This window comes from Exiguobacterium sp. EF_C8 (genome assembly GCF_054956715.1).
Map to the genome: position 1 here is coordinate 3,044,954 of NZ_CM143264.1, position 16,745 is coordinate 3,061,698.

Annotated in this window: 15 protein-coding genes; 8 read left to right on the plus strand and 7 right to left on the minus strand. The window is 43.8% G+C overall.

What is annotated here, in order from left to right:
- Window positions 1-98: 98 nt before the first annotated feature.
- The gene (locus tag ACY2IG_RS16085) at window positions 99-605 is read right to left on the minus strand and encodes a hypothetical protein (protein WP_035411922.1); all 507 of its coding nucleotides are present in this window, start codon (window positions 603-605) and stop codon (window positions 99-101) included.
- Window positions 606-654: 49 nt separating this feature from the next.
- Window positions 655-1,428: a hypothetical protein gene (locus ACY2IG_RS16090; RefSeq protein ID WP_462618199.1), complete on the minus strand. Its 774-nt coding sequence runs from the start codon at window positions 1,426-1,428 to the stop codon at window positions 655-657.
- A 141-nt stretch (window positions 1,429-1,569) separates the two neighbouring features.
- Between ACY2IG_RS16090 and ACY2IG_RS16095 the strand changes: the two genes are divergently transcribed.
- Window positions 1,570-3,207 carry a glycosyl hydrolase family 28-related protein gene (locus ACY2IG_RS16095; RefSeq protein ID WP_329469549.1) on the plus strand — a complete coding sequence of 546 codons (1,638 nt, stop codon included), beginning with the start codon at window positions 1,570-1,572 and terminating at the stop codon, window positions 3,205-3,207.
- 39 nt (window positions 3,208-3,246) lie between these two features.
- On the opposite strand, the gene ACY2IG_RS16100 is transcribed toward ACY2IG_RS16095, so the two are convergent.
- From ACY2IG_RS16100 to ACY2IG_RS16110, 3 genes are all read right to left on the minus strand, one after another.
- On the minus strand, window positions 3,247-4,068 hold the full coding sequence (locus ACY2IG_RS16100; RefSeq protein ID WP_035411914.1) for a DUF1028 domain-containing protein: 822 nt from the start codon (window positions 4,066-4,068) through the stop codon (window positions 3,247-3,249).
- 99 nt (window positions 4,069-4,167) lie between these two features.
- A complete protein-coding gene (locus ACY2IG_RS16105) occupies window positions 4,168-5,571 on the minus strand; it encodes a YfcC family protein (RefSeq protein WP_056064783.1) in 1,404 nt (467 codons plus the stop codon).
- A gap of 237 nt (window positions 5,572-5,808) precedes the next feature.
- Window positions 5,809-6,090 (minus strand): putative quinol monooxygenase, encoded by a 282-nt coding sequence (locus tag ACY2IG_RS16110; RefSeq protein WP_035411908.1) that lies wholly within the window; start codon window positions 6,088-6,090, stop codon window positions 5,809-5,811.
- A 156-nt stretch (window positions 6,091-6,246) separates the two neighbouring features.
- Here ACY2IG_RS16110 and ACY2IG_RS16115 point away from each other — a divergent pair, with 156 nt between their 5' ends.
- The 5 genes from ACY2IG_RS16115 (at window position 6,247) to ACY2IG_RS16135 (ending at window position 12,480) form a co-directional block, all read left to right on the plus strand.
- A complete protein-coding gene (locus ACY2IG_RS16115) occupies window positions 6,247-6,732 on the plus strand; it encodes a cupin domain-containing protein (RefSeq protein ID WP_290755279.1) in 486 nt (161 codons plus the stop codon).
- A gap of 87 nt (window positions 6,733-6,819) precedes the next feature.
- Window positions 6,820-7,710: an aldo/keto reductase gene (locus tag ACY2IG_RS16120; protein ID WP_329469557.1), complete on the plus strand. Its 891-nt coding sequence runs from the start codon at window positions 6,820-6,822 to the stop codon at window positions 7,708-7,710.
- A gap of 13 nt (window positions 7,711-7,723) precedes the next feature.
- Window positions 7,724-8,656, plus strand: coding sequence for an aldo/keto reductase (locus ACY2IG_RS16125; RefSeq protein WP_462618200.1), 933 nt, complete (start codon window positions 7,724-7,726; stop codon window positions 8,654-8,656).
- An 80-nt stretch (window positions 8,657-8,736) separates the two neighbouring features.
- Complete coding sequence (locus ACY2IG_RS16130) at window positions 8,737-9,189, plus strand: OsmC family protein (protein ID WP_155960205.1); 453 nt, start codon at window positions 8,737-8,739, stop codon at window positions 9,187-9,189.
- 126 nt (window positions 9,190-9,315) lie between these two features.
- On the plus strand, window positions 9,316-12,480 hold the full coding sequence (locus tag ACY2IG_RS16135) for a DUF3427 domain-containing protein (protein ID WP_462618201.1): 3,165 nt from the start codon (window positions 9,316-9,318) through the stop codon (window positions 12,478-12,480).
- On the opposite strand, the gene ACY2IG_RS16140 is transcribed toward ACY2IG_RS16135, so the two are convergent.
- Complete coding sequence (locus tag ACY2IG_RS16140) at window positions 12,455-12,859, minus strand: (deoxy)nucleoside triphosphate pyrophosphohydrolase (RefSeq protein WP_035411892.1); 405 nt, start codon at window positions 12,857-12,859, stop codon at window positions 12,455-12,457. The two genes, ACY2IG_RS16135 and ACY2IG_RS16140, sit on opposite strands and share 26 nt — an antisense overlap.
- 186 nt (window positions 12,860-13,045) lie before the next feature.
- On the opposite strand from ACY2IG_RS16140, the gene ACY2IG_RS16145 reads away from it, so the two are divergent.
- Complete coding sequence (locus ACY2IG_RS16145) at window positions 13,046-14,230, plus strand: class I SAM-dependent rRNA methyltransferase (protein WP_462618202.1); 1,185 nt, start codon at window positions 13,046-13,048, stop codon at window positions 14,228-14,230.
- A gap of 90 nt (window positions 14,231-14,320) precedes the next feature.
- Here the strand turns inward: ACY2IG_RS16145 and ACY2IG_RS16150 are convergent, their stop codons facing one another.
- Window positions 14,321-15,313: a zinc-binding dehydrogenase gene (locus tag ACY2IG_RS16150; protein ID WP_462618203.1), complete on the minus strand. Its 993-nt coding sequence runs from the start codon at window positions 15,311-15,313 to the stop codon at window positions 14,321-14,323.
- Between the two features lie 109 nt (window positions 15,314-15,422).
- Between ACY2IG_RS16150 and pepT the strand changes: the two genes are divergently transcribed.
- Window positions 15,423-16,658, plus strand: a complete 1,236-nt coding sequence (pepT, locus tag ACY2IG_RS16155; RefSeq protein ID WP_462618204.1) for a peptidase T — start codon at window positions 15,423-15,425, stop codon at window positions 16,656-16,658.
- Window positions 16,659-16,745: the final 87 nt, after the last annotated feature.

Consider the following 16,745-nt stretch of genomic DNA (forward strand, 5'->3'; position numbering starts at 1 on the left):
GTTCATGGTCATCGGTTTGCCGTCGCCATCTCTTCTCCACAGAGGAAAATTGAGGTCCGTCCCCTCTCCTTGACGTGGAGTCTCACCACGTCAAGGAGTTACATATAACGTCCACCATCAAAGTCAATTGTCGTTTGATAGTTCGCGGCATTGATCGCATTCGATACTTTGTGTGCTTGCCGTTCCACTTCCTCCGCTTTTAAGCGATAGGCATCTGGATCGAATAAGGCATGACGAATGATCGTCGTCCCTTCAAATCCGTATTGGAACTCGCGTTTTGGTCGACTTGCGAGCATCTGATAATTTTGTGCCTTTGCCCGCAATTGGGTCGCCCACTCGATTGCTTCGACGAGCGGCATTTCTCCTTCGTCCGTCACGATGACAGTTTCTAGATTCGCCGCATAGACGAGACGATCCAAGACTCGCATATCATGACGCACGATGTCCATGGCGGCTTCGACGTCGGTTAAGCTCCGGCCTTGTTGTGCGGGGAGTGCTTCTCCCTTTTCTAAATCAATGAACGCTACGCGCTCCATTTCTTCAATCAGCTGATCAAGCTGTTTCCTCAGAATACTCTTTAATTTCACGGCATCTGCTAGGTACATCATCAACTCCCCTTTCCTATTCCATTTACGTCATTCCTTTCAAAAGGTTTCAATCAAACTGATGGACGAAGGCTCCAAATTCCCCCTGAATCGTTTGCTTGTCCATCTCCGATATCGTAGTAGCTCGGTCTGTATAGCGTTCTAAGAGATAGGCTTTTATTAGGACATGTGACGGTTGGAATCCGATACGCAGGCACCATTCCTGAAGTGTTTCTGTATCGTGTCGTCGTAAGCGGGTCGGGAGTATGTGATTGAACTGGATGAGTTGTTTACGAATCCAGGCATCTGGCAGATCAATTTGTTTCTCGATCGAAACATAATCGTTGTCTGAAGACTGCAACGGAATATCAGTTCTTATCCATACTTCATCTTGTTTCTTGATCTTTCGACGTTTCCAACAAACGATATAGCCTATTGCGATTAGAAGGAGAACAAGCAGGGGTATAAATACCATCGATGAGGAGGAATTCCCCTTTTCATTCGTACCTCGTTTAGCGTTTTCAACTCCTACAATGATGATCTTGTTCTTTTCCTTTTGGGGTTTGAGGTCTTTCTGCTTTTTGGGCTTTTCATTCGTGTCCCAAACACGTAAATCTTCGTCATTCTTCGTCTGCTTTTTAGGCAACCACGAAAGAAATGGAATGTTTAACAGCTTGCCGTTGTTCTTGCAGTTCGGTTTACACGATCCGTTCGTTTCGACTCCTGACATCTTTATCGCTTGTGGCTTCAATGCTTGAAAAGCCGCTTCCGTCAGCGGCTTACTGATCCCTAATATCAGCAAAATCAATCCGATACCAATTACGAGTCGTTTGCGAAGTGACATCAAAAGCCCTCCTTTTTATAAATCCATTATAATCCAACTGTATAGTTTTAGTGTATTTTTATGGATGTTATGAAACAAGGAATGATTGTTCAATTAGAGGGGAAAAGGTAGACAGACCTATTCAGAGAGGAGAACTATTTCATGTTGAAACTCGATCACACGCATGATCCGTATCAAAATGCGGCGCTGATTCAAGAATACGTTGAAACATCAAGCAACGAACAGGCTGTTCGACAAGCAGAACAACTACTACACGATAGTACATTTATTGCACCACGACGTGATCCTAACCTCAGTCGAACACTTCGTTCGATGATCTCACCGTTATTTTTGACAAACCGTGATAAACATATTTTACCGCTGACACCAGCTTTCGTAACGCCACACGATGAGATTCGACCGAGTTGGTTCGGGCGGCTCAATCATGAGTTCGAACGTTTGATCAGTGAAGTCGAAATCGTTGATATCACTTCCTATGGTGCGGTCGGTGATGGACAGACAGATGATACACAAGCGTTCATCGAAGCGCTCGGTGATGGACATCGACAAGTCCATGTTCCAGCCGGTACGTACATCGTTCGAGGAATTCGTTTACCTAGTTATACGATTTTAACGGGAGCTGGCAAAGGGAAAACGATTATAAAGATGCACGATGACGCACCTAAAGGACGACGTCTTGTGACGAACCAAAATTATCTCCTTGGCAATCATCACCTGCTTGTTGAGAAAATGACGCTTGATTGGAACATCAAACGAATCGGTGACGCAAAGAAAAGTAGCACATGGGGCAATCACTCCAGTTGTCTCACATACGCACATGTCACTTATGGTTGGGTCTTTGATGTCGAAGCTGTCAATCCAGGACTCCATTGTTTTGATATCTCGACACCGTATTACAATTACAACGGGGACGGTGCTCGAGCGAACTTAAGTAGTTCATTCATCTGGTTCGATGGATTAACCGGTTACGGGTTCGGAGACGACGGGATCACGACGCATCATAGTGACCATCTCTTCATCTCGAACTGCTTTATGCATGACCCGAGTGGACGTGCCCATGCAGAAGGTTTTTCCAATTCGAACGGGATTGAAATCGATGATGGGTCACGCGATGTCTGGTTATTCAATAACGCATCAAGTCGTTGCTTCGGTGGACTTGAAATCAAGGCGCATGCGACCTCTTCTGCTGCCTCAACCGTTAAAATCGTTGGTCATTTATCAATTGATGACCACCGTGCCTTTAATTTCCGCCATATCGGGCATCATCAAGCAAGTGATCCAACATCTCAGACGGCTTACAATATCATCGCAACGCGCTTGATTGCTCAGACTCCTCAATATACGGCGCTATATGCGAATTCAAAACCGCGCGCTCTCGTCGTTTCCGCTTATCGTAATGTCGTTATTCATGATTTCACGGTGCTCGGTGATCCGTATTATGACTACCAAGAACAGCCAATGATCGGAATTCAATATAAGGCACGCAATGTTACGATCAGTCAGTTAAAAATGAGTGGATTTCGCCACGCAAAAACGGATATCCAAATCTTTGGTGGAGAAAACGGAGCTGAGGATGTATGCCTTCGGGATATCCGGATCGAGGATTCTGCCAAACACGGGATTACGATCGGTCCTGACATCAATCGCGTCAAGTTAACGAATGTGGCACTAAAAGGAGAGGGGACAGTTGGCTTGAATGCTAAATCGGAACCGGAAATGGAACGGTTCATCGCGACCGGATTTAAAGTACCGATTCGTGCTCAGTCGACGCAAGCATGAACAAAACGACAGGATGGACCGTGGTCCATCCTGTCGTTTTCATTGGGATCGAATGTACGCGAGGACACGTGTATCAATCGCACGATCCGCTTGTTCGCGCATCTCAAAGTTTTCCGTATGCAGATATGTCCGGAGCGCTTCTTCGAAATCACCGCGGTAGCCAAGTGTCAATAATTTATCCATCAACTCCGACTCTAACGCATCATCGATGGGCTTGATTTCTTCCGGCTTACTCGGTTGTAGGTAAAGTGTGTGCAATTGATAGATACGTTCGAGTTCTTCAATTGGATTCGGGTGATCATCAACACGTAGATCAATATAGCGATCGTTGAATCCACCGTACCCGCCACCTTCCTTAACGACGAGCAGTGCTGCTGATTGCATCCCACGCGAGTCCCCGCCTGCTGCTTGCCCCGCAGCCAACGCACGCAACAACCGTTCTGCAAGTGGCCCTTGCGTCGATTCAAAGACACGTGCCATCTCTTTGACCGTATTGCCATCTACAAGAATATTCCCTTGCGCCGCAAAATGTTTCCCCGCAATTCCGCCTGCCCAGTCGTTACATCTCTCTCCCGTAAAAGTCGCACTTTTGCCCTGCGCATCGATGATTCCGACTTGACGATCTGCTCGCCCTTCATCCGCTTCCGTTAATCGACGGAGCACTTCATCCGCTGAAGCGCCTTGTTCGATCATCTGCAACCCTTCAGGGCCATACGTCGTATTTGCAAATGATTGTGTCGCTACAGCACCTACTCCCGCTTTCGCAAACGGAACAGCACTCCCAACAGCTAAAAATTTCGATTGGACAGCAACACCCCACGCTTGTTCTTTTTCGCAATAACCAACGATTGAATATGTCACTTCAGTTCCCCCTTTAATCACTTCTCTACCCGTTCGTGATAACGCTTCCCGATTCCTGCAACAGAAAAACCTTCCGGACAGATGTCCGAAAGGTCGACTTCATTGAATACCGAGCGTCACAGCAAGTAATAAGGCGGCACATGCTAAAGCAATCCAAATCGCGAAGAGTTTCCAGACGAAACGTAACCATTGCTCATACGGAATACCTGCGATCGCAAGAAACGCCATCAAATGCGCACTTGTCGGAAAAATCATGTTCGTCAATCCATCTCCGTATTGAAATGCTAAAACAGCTACTTGACGCTCGATACCGAGTAAGTCAGATAAAGGTGCCATGATTGGCATCGTTGTCGCGGCTTGCCCGCTCCCCGATGGAATGAAGAAATTCGTGATCAGTTGTACGATGTACATTCCGATGACAGCGAAGAACGTTGGTAAATGTCCTACGGCATTCGATAAGCCGTAAATGACCGTGTCAATGACACGACCTTCTTCAAGAATGACGACAATGGCACGGGCAAAGCCAACGATCAATGCACCGAACGTCACGGCTTTCGCCCCGTCAATCAGACTCTCAAAAGTACCGTTCACACCGAGTGTGATGATCCCAGCAATCAATCCAATGATCAAGAACGAGGCTGTCAGTTCTGTCAAATACCAGCCCCACTCGAAAATTCCGATGACGTTGAGCGTGATTCCACCGATCAAAATCAGTAAAACAAAAGCATGACGTTTCGAAAAGCGTGAAATCGTCGTTGCTGCTTCTTCCGCACGACGTTGTTCGAGATCATAAACGAGGCTACGCGTTGGATCCTGTTTGACTTTCCGTGCGTAAGTCATGACATAAAGAATCGTTACGACTAAGAAAACGATATAAACGGCGGTTCGATAACCAAGACCGCTAAAGAGTGGAACTTCCGCGATCGATTGAGCAACACCTACCGTAAACGGATTCAGCATCCCGCCAGCAAAACCAACCGCCGCTCCTAAACTAACGATTGCAGCTCCTGTCATCGCGTCATAACCGAGTGCACGCGCGAGCATGATACCAATCGGTACAAAGATGATTGTTTCCTCTGCCATCCCGATTGTTGCTCCGGCAATCGAAAAGACGAACATCGTCATCGGAATCATGATGTGTCCCTTTTGACCAAACCGACGAATCAATTGATTGATTCCTGCTTCGATGGCACCCGTTTGACGAATGATGCCAAAGACACCACCGACTAAGAAAATGTAAAAGATGATCGCAGCGCCTGCTTCCATTCCTTTCGGGATCGCTTCGAATAAACCAAAGAAATTGACAGGTGCAGACTCCACCGCGCGATAGGTACCATCGATAACGACGGTCTGACCATCCTGTTTTTCACGGTCGAATTGTCCTGCTGGAAGCGTGTACGTCAAGATGACTGAAATAATGAGAATCGCCATGATGATGGCATATGTATGAGGCATCTTGAAGAATGATTGCTTCGACTGTGTGGCATCTGTTCGATCATTCATGATAAAGGCCTCCTTTTCGTGTCTTTATAAGAATAATGCCCTATTCAGGGAAAAACTAACAGTTTTAATGAAATGTTATGTGATTGTAAAAGAAAAGTGGAACATTTTTAATCAAATCTTCATCTGAAGATAAACTAGCGAAGGAGCGCGTTGTATAAAACAAAAAAGAAAGATATCCTAGATCACAAAACCTAGAATACCTTCCTTATGTGTTACATTCGCTTCTAACTCGTTTCATTATGCTTGGAATGATTGAACGTCCAATGGTTTAGCAAGAGCTGTTTGAGCAAATGCAACGAATTGTCCGAAATGTGCACTTGTGTTATGAGCTTCGATCGCAGCTTGGTCTTCCCATTTTTCAATCATCATGAAGACATTTTCGTCTTCTGTACTTTGGAACAGATCGTAGCTGATGTTTCCAGCTTCAGCACGCGATCCTTCTACTAATGTTTTAGTTGCTGCTAAAAATTCTTCTCGTTTTGCGGGTTGTACTTCTAACTTTGCTTCGATGGCGATCATCGGAAAGCCTCCTTTGTAATTTCGTTAACTTAAGCATCGTAGCACCTCCCGATTCGTTACGCCATAAAGATGCTCGGACGATTGATGATATTTAATTACGGGTAATTATAGAGGGAATTATTACTTTGTACCACATCAGAGAAGGGAGCAACGAAGATGCGTGTTGAGGTATTTTACTTTGAGGATGACGGACATATTCCGAATAACCCTAATTTTCCGGTGTTGATTTATCGGCATGCATTTGAAGAACCGTCACGCATCGAACAGACTTTCCATTCACATGACTGGCGCAATAGCTGGGTAGATGGCATTTTTGATTTTCATCATTATCATAGCATCGCCCATGAAGTGATTGGTATTCTCGAAGGACATGCGACCGTCCAACTCGGTGGTCCACTCGGTAAGACCTTCACCTTGACGAGTGGAGATGTTCTCTTACTTCCTGCAGGCACAGGACACAAAGCACTTGATACAAGTCGACACTTCCGTGTGATCGGTGCCTATCCGAATGGTCAAGACTACGACACACTGACAGGCCAAACAAGTGAACGTCCGGAAAATCTTCAACGGATTCGTCAGGTGATACGTCCCGGTCAAGATCCTGTACTCGGTGATCACGGTCCTTTATTTGAGCATTGGTGACATCTCCTTCTTGTGAAGAAGACGTTTTTGTTCGGAGTTCGCGTGGTAAACCCTACTATTGTCTCTCTATTTAAAGGAGGAAGAACGATGAACACAACAGAAAAGACGTTGATACTTGCTGCATTAAAGCAAAAAACAGTGACGTTTCCCGATCAGACACATGTGCGCGCACTCGGACAAGGCACGTGGCGGATGGGGGAAGAGTCGGAGAAGCACGAAGCAGAAATCGAAGCACTCCGTGTCGGTCTCGATAGCGGAATGGAACTCATCGATACGGCAGAGATGTACGGGGAAGGCGCCTCTGAAGAATTAATTCGCGACGCGATCGCTGATCGACGAGAAGAAGTCTTTCTTGTCTCGAAAGTCTATCCGCATCACGCTGGTGGGGAAGCGTTAAAAAAAGCTTGTTCCAAATCGCTTGAACGTCTCGGTACGGATTATCTTGATCTCTATCTTCTTCACTGGCGTGGCGACATTCCACTAAAGGAAACCGTTGAAGGACTGGAAGCCTTAAAACAAGAGGGCAAGATTCGCCGTTGGGGTGTATCGAACTTTGACGTATCAGACATGAAAGAACTGTTGACACTACCAAACGGTGACCAGTGTGCTGTCAATCAGGTACTCTATCACCTCGGCTCACGCGGAATCGAGTATGAACTGCTCCCGTTACTACGCGAACATGGTATTCCAGTAATGGCGTATTGCCCACTAGCTGAAGGTGGTTCACTGCGTGATCAACTCCTGAATCATCCGACCGTCGAGGAACTCGCTGAGACACATGGTGTTGAACCGGCACAGATCTTACTTGCTTGGACTATGCGTGAAGGTGACGTCATCGCAATTCCTAAAGCAGGACAAGCACATCATGTCGAAGCCAACGGTCGCGCCGCACTTTTGAATTTAACAAAAGAAGAGCTAGCTGCACTTGATCAAGCGTTCCCAGCACCAACAAAAAAAGAACCACTCGATATCGTTTAAGGAGGTCATTGTCATGACAAAACATGTTCAACTCGGTCAATCTAACCTATTCGTTCACCCAATCGGTCTCGGTACGAATGCTGTCGGTGGACACAACTTGTATCCAAATCTCGATGAGCAAGCAGGACGCGATCTCGTTCGTGTCGCGTTACAGCAAGGGATCAATTTCCTCGACACAGCTTTCATCTATGGACCAGAACGTTCGGAGGAACTCGTCGGTGAAGTCTGGCACGACACGGTCGCTCGAGAAGATGTCGTCCTCGCGACGAAAGGTGCACATCAGTTCGTTGACGGAAACGTCGTCATGAACAACTCACCTGACTTTCTCCGTCAATCGGTCGAAGAGAGTTTAAAACGTCTTAAAACAGACTATATCGATTTATATTACATCCATTTCCCAGATGAATCGACACCGAAGGATGAAGCCGTCGCTGCACTTGCTGAACTGAAAAAAGAAGGAAAAATTCGCGCGATTGGTGTCTCGAATTTTTCACTCGAACAACTGAAGGAAGCGAATAAGGACGGACATGTCGACGTCTATCAAGGAGAATACAATCTGTTTAAACGGGATGCGGAAAAAGAGTTACTCCCATATATCGTTGAGAACGGTATGTCCTTCGTTCCGTACTTCCCACTCGCCGCTGGGTTATTGGCAGGGAAATATACGAAAGAGACGACGTTTGATGATTTACGAAAAAAAGACCCGTTGTTCCAAAAAGACGTCTTTGAACAAAACCTCGCAAAAGTCGATCAACTGCGTCCGATCGCAGAAGCACACGATGCGGAAGTCGCACACGTCGTACTCGCGTGGTATTTGGCACAAGATGGAATCGATGCCATCATTCCTGGTGCGAAACGCCCGGATCAGGTGACAGATACGTTGCGTACGTTAGACGTTCAGTTATCGCAAGAGGATATCGAAAAAATCGACCAAATTTTTAGCTGATCGTTCTCTTCTTATGCACATGAGCAGAATAGGCGAAAAATCATGCTGAACTTCGTATGATGGAGGCATGGAGGCGATTGATCATGAAGCACCATTTTCATTTAACTGCAGACTGGCCGGGAAATCGCAATGATGTTGGTCAGATCGAGACAGGTGAGTTAAAAACAAAAATTTCAATTCCGGACGCCATGGATGGTCCAGGGGTTGGCACGAATCCAGATGAGATGTTGCTTGGGGCAGCTGCTACATGCTATATCATCACGCTTGCCGCAATGCTTGAGCGTAGTAACATCCCAAAAGTCTCCTTAACGATGGAATCTGAAGGCATCGTTGATGTTACGAACGGCGTCTTCACATACGATGCGATTATTCATCGTCCGAAACTCTTATTACCAGCCGATCTGTCGGATCGTGATGTGGAGAAGGCGCAACGTCTCGCTGAAAAAGCAGAAGGTTCGTGTATGATTACGCGGGCACTGGCTGGTAATGTCAAAGTATCGCTTGAGGCTGTGGTAGAGAGAATCTCAAATTAACAAACAAAAATCATCGTTTAACTTTTTAGTTGAACGATGATTTTTTACTTTATTTATCTACTTATTGGTATATTATTGATGATTTAATCATTCTAAATACCATTTACTATTATTCGGAGGATAACCATGTCTTATTATGAAACATTACGTTCTTCAACTGAAACTAACTCACAATCCGATGCAATAAGTGTATCTGTACCAGCACATGACTACACAACAGAATTACTTACACACCTCAATCAAGTACTGTATCAATCTTTAGACCATTTCCAAAAACAAGATAAACCTGATCAAATGGTTGAAACGGTCAATGAATGGCTCATGCATTTAAATCAACCTCTGATCGACTTGCCACTTCATCGTGAACTCACTACTAGCACAACACATGCTTTACCTACACAATATAAAAATTCTTTGCGTGCTTGGGAACTCATTGCTCCTGGCCAACTGGAACAAGAACAGTTATTGCATCATATTAGTCAAGAATTATGGACAGCATCTGCTGCCGATTGGATGGTGAGTTTTACACGTCATTCTGGAGTACAGACGCTTGTCCCAGCTTTGAAGGAAGCAGAAGCTCAAAGCAAATCAATCCGCATTTTGACTTCATTTTATATGAATATTACAGAAGCGAAGGCTATCCGACAGTTGATGGAATTCAGAAATATTGAAGTAAAAATTTATGAACCGATAAAAAAAAATCATGCGTTCCATCCGAAAGCCTATTTATTTTCTCGTCCTGATCAGTTGGATAGTGCTATTGTTGGGTCCTCTAATTTATCAAAGTCGGCTTTAACGCACGGTATGGAATGGAATATTCGTATACCTTCTACACCCGTCACAACATTAGTCACTCAAGCGAAAAACTTATTTGAACAACTTTGGAACAGCCCAGAAGCGACTATTTGTACAGAAGAATTATTACTTCAATACGAACAGTACCAACAAGAAACACCACCTATAAAATCATTTTCTATCCGCGATACAATTGCCGAACCCGCTGTCGATTACAACGTTATTGAACCGAACCTCATGCAGATTCCGGCTTTAGAAGAACTGGATCGTTTACGCGAGCGAAAAGAAACAAAAGCAATGGTCATTGCGGCAACTGGAACTGGAAAAACGTATTTAGCAGCATTTGATGTCCGTCAAACTCAGGCTAAAAAAGTATTATTTGTTGCACATCGTGGAAAATTACTATCACAAGCTGAGCATACATTTAAACAAGTTTTTTCAAATGAAAATTATACATTTGGTAGATATTCAGGATCACAACAAATTCAAGATGCACAATTTACCTTTGCTACCGTTCAAACACTTTCAAAAGAGGTTCACCTTAATCAATTTTTACGGGATGCGTTTGACTACATCATTATTGATGAATTCCATCACGCTTCATCTGCTTCTTACCAAAACATTCTTGACTATTTTACGCCTCAATTTTTGCTTGGAGTAACAGCAACACCAGAGCGTATGGATGGTCAAAATATCTTCCAGCTTGTTGACTATAATATTGCTTACGAAGTTCGTCTGTATGATGCCTTAGCACAAGATTTACTTTCACCATTCCATTATTTTGGCATTCAAGATGATGAATCGATTGATTATTCTCTTATTCCTCAACAAAACGGCTTTTATGTAGAACAGGATCTGGTTGTTGCACTCGAACGCTCAACGCGAACAGATTATATTGTTGAAATGATTCGTAAATTTGGGTTCAGTGGTAATCAGGCTGTTGGATTAGGATTCTGTGTCAATATCAATCATGCAGAGTTTATGGAGAAGGAATTTAAACGACATCAGATTGAAGCAATGGCTGTTACAAGTAAACAGTCCGAAGAAGCACGCGAAGAAGCCATTCGCCGACTAGAGGATGATCAAGACCCACTGCAATATATTTTTACCGTTGACTTGTTTAACGAAGGAGTCGATATTCCAAAAGTCAATCTAATGCTATTTTTACGTCCAACGGAATCCCCTACTATTTTTATTCAACAATTGGGTCGAGGCTTACGTAAACACAGCTCAAAAGAATTTGTTACGATTTTAGATTTTATCGGAAATAGTCAAAAAGCTTTTGTTGCACCACTTGTGTTAGCTGGTCAACAATCGTTTCATTCTATTGATCGTTATAAAATTGCTACTGCTGTAAAACAACATTTTCCGATTCTACCCGAAGGATCTTTAGCTATTCTGGATTCAATTACAGAAAGATTTATTATTGAACAAATGAAAAAAATAGAGTTTTCAGCTAGCAAACAGCTTCGTGAAAGTTATCAACGATTGACACGTATGATCGGAAATCCTCCGAGTTTAAATGATTTAGTTACGCACAAAGACGCACCAGCTATTGAGAGTATTGTTCAGCAATGGAGAAGTACATTACGTCTTAAACAACTTGAAAAACATGCTACCGATGAAGAACTACGTTTACTGCAAGATGATACTACACGCAAAATTGTTGAACAGCTCGAAGGACTATTCCCAATTCGTGAGCCTTTCAGCTTACTGATTTTAAAACAGTTACTGCGTCATTCTTCTGCTTCAGTACAAGATATTGAACAAGAAGTTTTCAAAGAATTTGCCTTATCGACGAAGCATTCTTTTTCAAAGCGCCCTATTATTCATCATCTTTTTAAACGCTGGTCTACTGCGTTAAAAAATGATCGTATTCAATTACTAGATGCTGTATCAGAAGAGCACTATCGCTTTTCAAATACAGTCGTCCAAGCACTTCAGCAATCAACTGAATTGCGTTCATATATGATGCATTTTATCCAAGCAGGTCTACTTGCATTTCATCAACTACCAGATCGAATTAATTGGTTGATCGAAGACCAGGCGTTTCTATTACATCAAACATACAATCGTTCTGTTATCCAACGTCTTCTATGTTCACCAAGTCAGGAAGGTTCTTGGCGTGAAGGTGTAGCTCAAGCTGGTAACGACTACATTTTATTTGTGAATTTACACAAAGATGAAGCCATTGATGAGCAACTGAAATATAACGATTATTTCTTAGATCAATATCGTTTCCATTGGCAGTCTCAAAGTAATGCAACTGCTACAGGTAAAGCGGGTACTTTATATCAAAACCATGAGAGCGAAGGAATTCGTATTCATTTGTTTATGCGTAAAGCAGATAAAGAACAAGGAAAAACGCTACCGTTCACATACTTTGGCCAGTTAAAGCATCTTCAAAGTACAGGTTCTAAACCGATTAGTGTGACTTGGTCACTTCATTCTCCACTATCAATTGAACTGTTTAAGGAGTGGCAAACTCTTTCTTAATGTACTCAACTGCAGGAATATCGGCAGGAGCCCATTCAAGCTGATCAAGGTCTGAAACAGCCACCCAGCGAAGCTCTGCATGTTCTACGGCAATCGGTTCTCCTGTTACGATTTCAGCTTCAAACGTATGCAATGTAACAATAATAGCATCGTACTCGTAAGTCGTTTTTTCGATTGGTTGCTTGACCTTAATATTACATTTTAATTCTTCATTGATTTCACGAACTAACGACTGTGATGGCGTTTCATGTAACTCAATTTTCCCACCAGGAAACTCCCATAAGTTGGGCAATGACATTTGGCTACTACGAAGTGCACATAATATTTCATTATGATCGTTGCGAATGACAGCACCTACAACTTGAACTTGTTTTTTCATTTTTTATGTTTCACTCCAAATCATTATAGATTTTTTAGTTCTCTGCTTATCATAACAAAAACCGTTATTCCTTTGACTTATGCAAAGAATAGCGGTTTTATTTATATACCAGTTATCCACATGTGGATAACTCCATTTATGGTATAATTATGCCACTTATCCACAAGTAGAAATGAGGAAACTTACATGTCTCGTGAACTTTATCCGATCGTTGTCAAACCAGAATGGATTGAATCGATTCGAAGCGGGTATCCCGCGTTACGCAAGGAAATGTTCGAAGCCTTACAACATGTCAAAGAGGCAGGCGGACTGCTCCATCTGATGACAGAACATAAAGAATACCTCGCGACTGGTTATTTTGGCAAGCAAGAAAAAGGTGTCGGTTGGACTCTCTCAATGGACGAGCAAGAAGCGATTGATGTCGCTTTCTTTAAACAACTTTTTGAACAAGCGTTAGACAAACGAAACGAATTTTTTGAAGAGTATTCAGAGGCCTTCCGTATCTTTAACGGTGCAGGAGATGGTATCGGTGGTTTGACAATTGATTGTTATGATCATCATTATCTCATTACATTCGAAAATGAAGGCATCTATACATTCCGTCCACTGATTCTTGAAGCTCTTGAATCACTACTGAATTATAGAAGCATTTATGAAAAACGAAATTTCCTCGTCGATCTTCAACCGGTCAAAGGCGACGACTTTTTGAAAGGGGAACGAGGCGATTTTCCTGAAGTCGCACAAGAATACGGTGTGTTGTATGAATATGACTTGGATGCTGGTATGCGGACTGGTTTTGACATTGCCCAACGTGAACTTCGCCGAATCCTTCTCGATTCCGTCGAACGAAAAACCGTACTTAATCTCTTTTCTGATACAGGAACATTAACGGTAGCTGCCCTTTATGGTGAGGCTGCTCAAACGACAAGTGTTGATTTCTCGACACGTAGTCGAAATAAGACAAAAGATAATCTTGTGTTGAACAGTTTTACTCCTGAGAAACAGAAGATTTTAGTTCAGGATGCGTTCGATTACATCGAACAAGCGGATAAGAAGACTCGTTTTGACGTCGTCTTGTTCCATCCGCCCGTACAAGTCAATACACGAACACGTCAGTTTCGGACCGAACAGGATCTCGCTCTTTGGATCCAAAAAGTCATTCATTTGACGAATCGCGGAGGACTGCTTGCGATTACGACAGATAGTCCCGCTCTTGATGCGTCACAATTGAAAAAAGCTGTGGAGCAGGCGTTCAACAAGTTGCGTCAAAAATTTGAAGTCGTATGGGAGCAGCCGGAGCAGAAAGATTTCCCGACTCCTCCTTCCATGCCACAACTCAATCCAAAAAGTATTCTTGTTCGCCGTAAATGACGTGTTATCTAAAAAATCCGCTACTGAATTTTTCAGTAACGGATTTTTTATATTTTTAACAGGAAATGTAAAATGAATGAAGAATCATTTTTAATGGGTTGGATATACACTCACTTTACCAAAGTGTGATTTTTGATCAAATCGTTGATAGAGATCGTTCAACGCATCGCGTTCATAGGGAATCTGCTCTTCAATCCGAATCTCAATCGTTCTCTCTTTCACTAAATGAATGAGTTCTGATAAGTGACGTTGCTGTTGCTTCATCTCCTCTACTTTTCCTTTCAGCAACGGAAGCGCGACGAACACAGCTTCAAGTGACAAGGCTTTACTATGCATCATCGTTAAATCTTGTGTCGTCCGTGTCGCGATCGAAATGATGCGTCCCCGCTCTTTTGCGAGTATGAACGATTCTTGTAAATGGTCACCACCAACTGTATCAATGATGACGTCGAATCCATCCAGATCGAGTCGTTTGAGCAATGTTTCAGCTGATTCTTCCTTGTACCGGTGAACGTGAATCCCTTTTGCTTCTAGCCAAGCTGCCTTCTCGTCAGAAGAGGCGCTCGCTGTAACGTCACATCCATAATGACGAGCAAGTTGAACGGTAAGATGTCCTACTCCACCCGTTCCGCCTGCTACATATACGCGGATTCCTGGGGTAATCGCGATTCGCTCTTTTAAAATTTCCATTGCTGTCAATCCAATCACCGGTAAACAACCAGCAACCTCAGCCGATACCCCTTCCGGTCGTAAGACTGCCATTTGTTCAGGCACAAGCATTTCTTCCGCTAACGCACCGGCGCGTTTTCCAAGTCCACCGCCGAATGCGACGATGCGATCGCCGACAGAAAAAGACGTCACACCCTCCCCGATTTCAATCACTTTCCCCGTTACATCACCCTGGAGAATTCCAGTCGTTGAAGCCGCCGCCACATGTCCGAAAAACATCTTCGTATCAAGTGGATTGATGCTTGACCCCTCGATTTGAACCCGTAATTCGTACTTCCCCGCTTTTTCGGGTGTGACGTCTTTTTCTGTAAGTGATGCATTTTTTCCGTACTGATCGACTACGAATGCTCTCATGAAGAATTCCCCCTTTTTCAATATTAGTCTATCATGATTCAGAATTCTCTCACATTAGTCGTTCATGCTATGATGAAGATATCTTATGACGAGAAGGGACGTTTTTGATTTGAAACAAGAATTGATTGATCGTCTAACTACATACGTGAAAGTCGATACACAGTCGAACTATGAGAGTATGACTGTTCCAACGACAGAAGGGCAATGGACACTAGCTCGTTTGCTCGTAGAAGAATTAAAGACAATTGGCATGGAAGAAGTCACCGTTGATGATAATGGTTATGTCATGGCGACATTACCTGCCAATACAGACGCAGACATTCCAACAATCGGTTTTCTCGCTCATCTCGATACAGCGACAGACTTCACAGGTACGAATGTCCGTCCACAACTCGTGGAAGCGTATGACGGACATCCCATCACGTTAAGTGAAGTGCCGTCCGTCACTCTATCACCAACTGATTTTCCTGCACTGCACAACTATGTCGGTCACACCTTGATGACGACGGATGGGACGACATTACTCGGAGCCGATAATAAAGCCGGAATCGCAGAAATCATGACAGCCATGCACCATTTGATTTCACATCCGGAAATTAAGCATGGTCGCATTCGTGTTGCCTTCACACCTGACGAAGAGATTGGTCGTGGACCACATCACTTTAATGTCGAAGCGTTCGATGCCACGTATGCTTATACGGTCGACGGCGGTCCGCTTGGTGAGCTTGAATACGAGAGCTTTAATGCGGCGGCGGCTAAAATCGTCTTCCACGGAACAAATGTCCATCCGGGAACAGCAAAAGATAAGATGGTCAATTCGCAGAAACATGCGATGGCGTTCCACGATCGTCTTCCCGGAGAAGAGTCTCCTGAATTCACGGATGGTTTTGAAGGATTCTTCCATCTGATTTCATTTGACGGTTCGGTCGAAAAAACGACGCTTGACTACATCATTCGTGATTTTGATCGTGAAGCCTTCGAGGGACGGAAACACTTCTTGTCTGCCCTTGTCGATGAGTGGAACAAAAAGTATGGTGCTGGTAGTGTGGAAATCGACTTACACGATCAGTACTACAACATGCGTGAAAAAATCGAGCCCCACATGCACATCGTTGATATTGCTCATGCAGCGATGGAGTCGCTTGATATTACGCCAATCGTTAAACCGATTCGTGGTGGAACAGATGGATCACAACTCTCATACATGGGACTTCCGACACCGAACATTTTTACCGGCGGTGAGAACTATCATGGCAAGTTCGAGTTCATCTCTGTGGATAACATGGTGAAAGCAACACAAGTCATCATTGCCATCGCTCAAGGTTTTGAACAAGCTTCGCACTAATCAAAAAGCAGATTCTCAGCGCTGAGAATCTGCTTTTTTCACGTCTGCCGTTGTGGTCTTTAAGCGGTTTATCTTAGACATATTTCA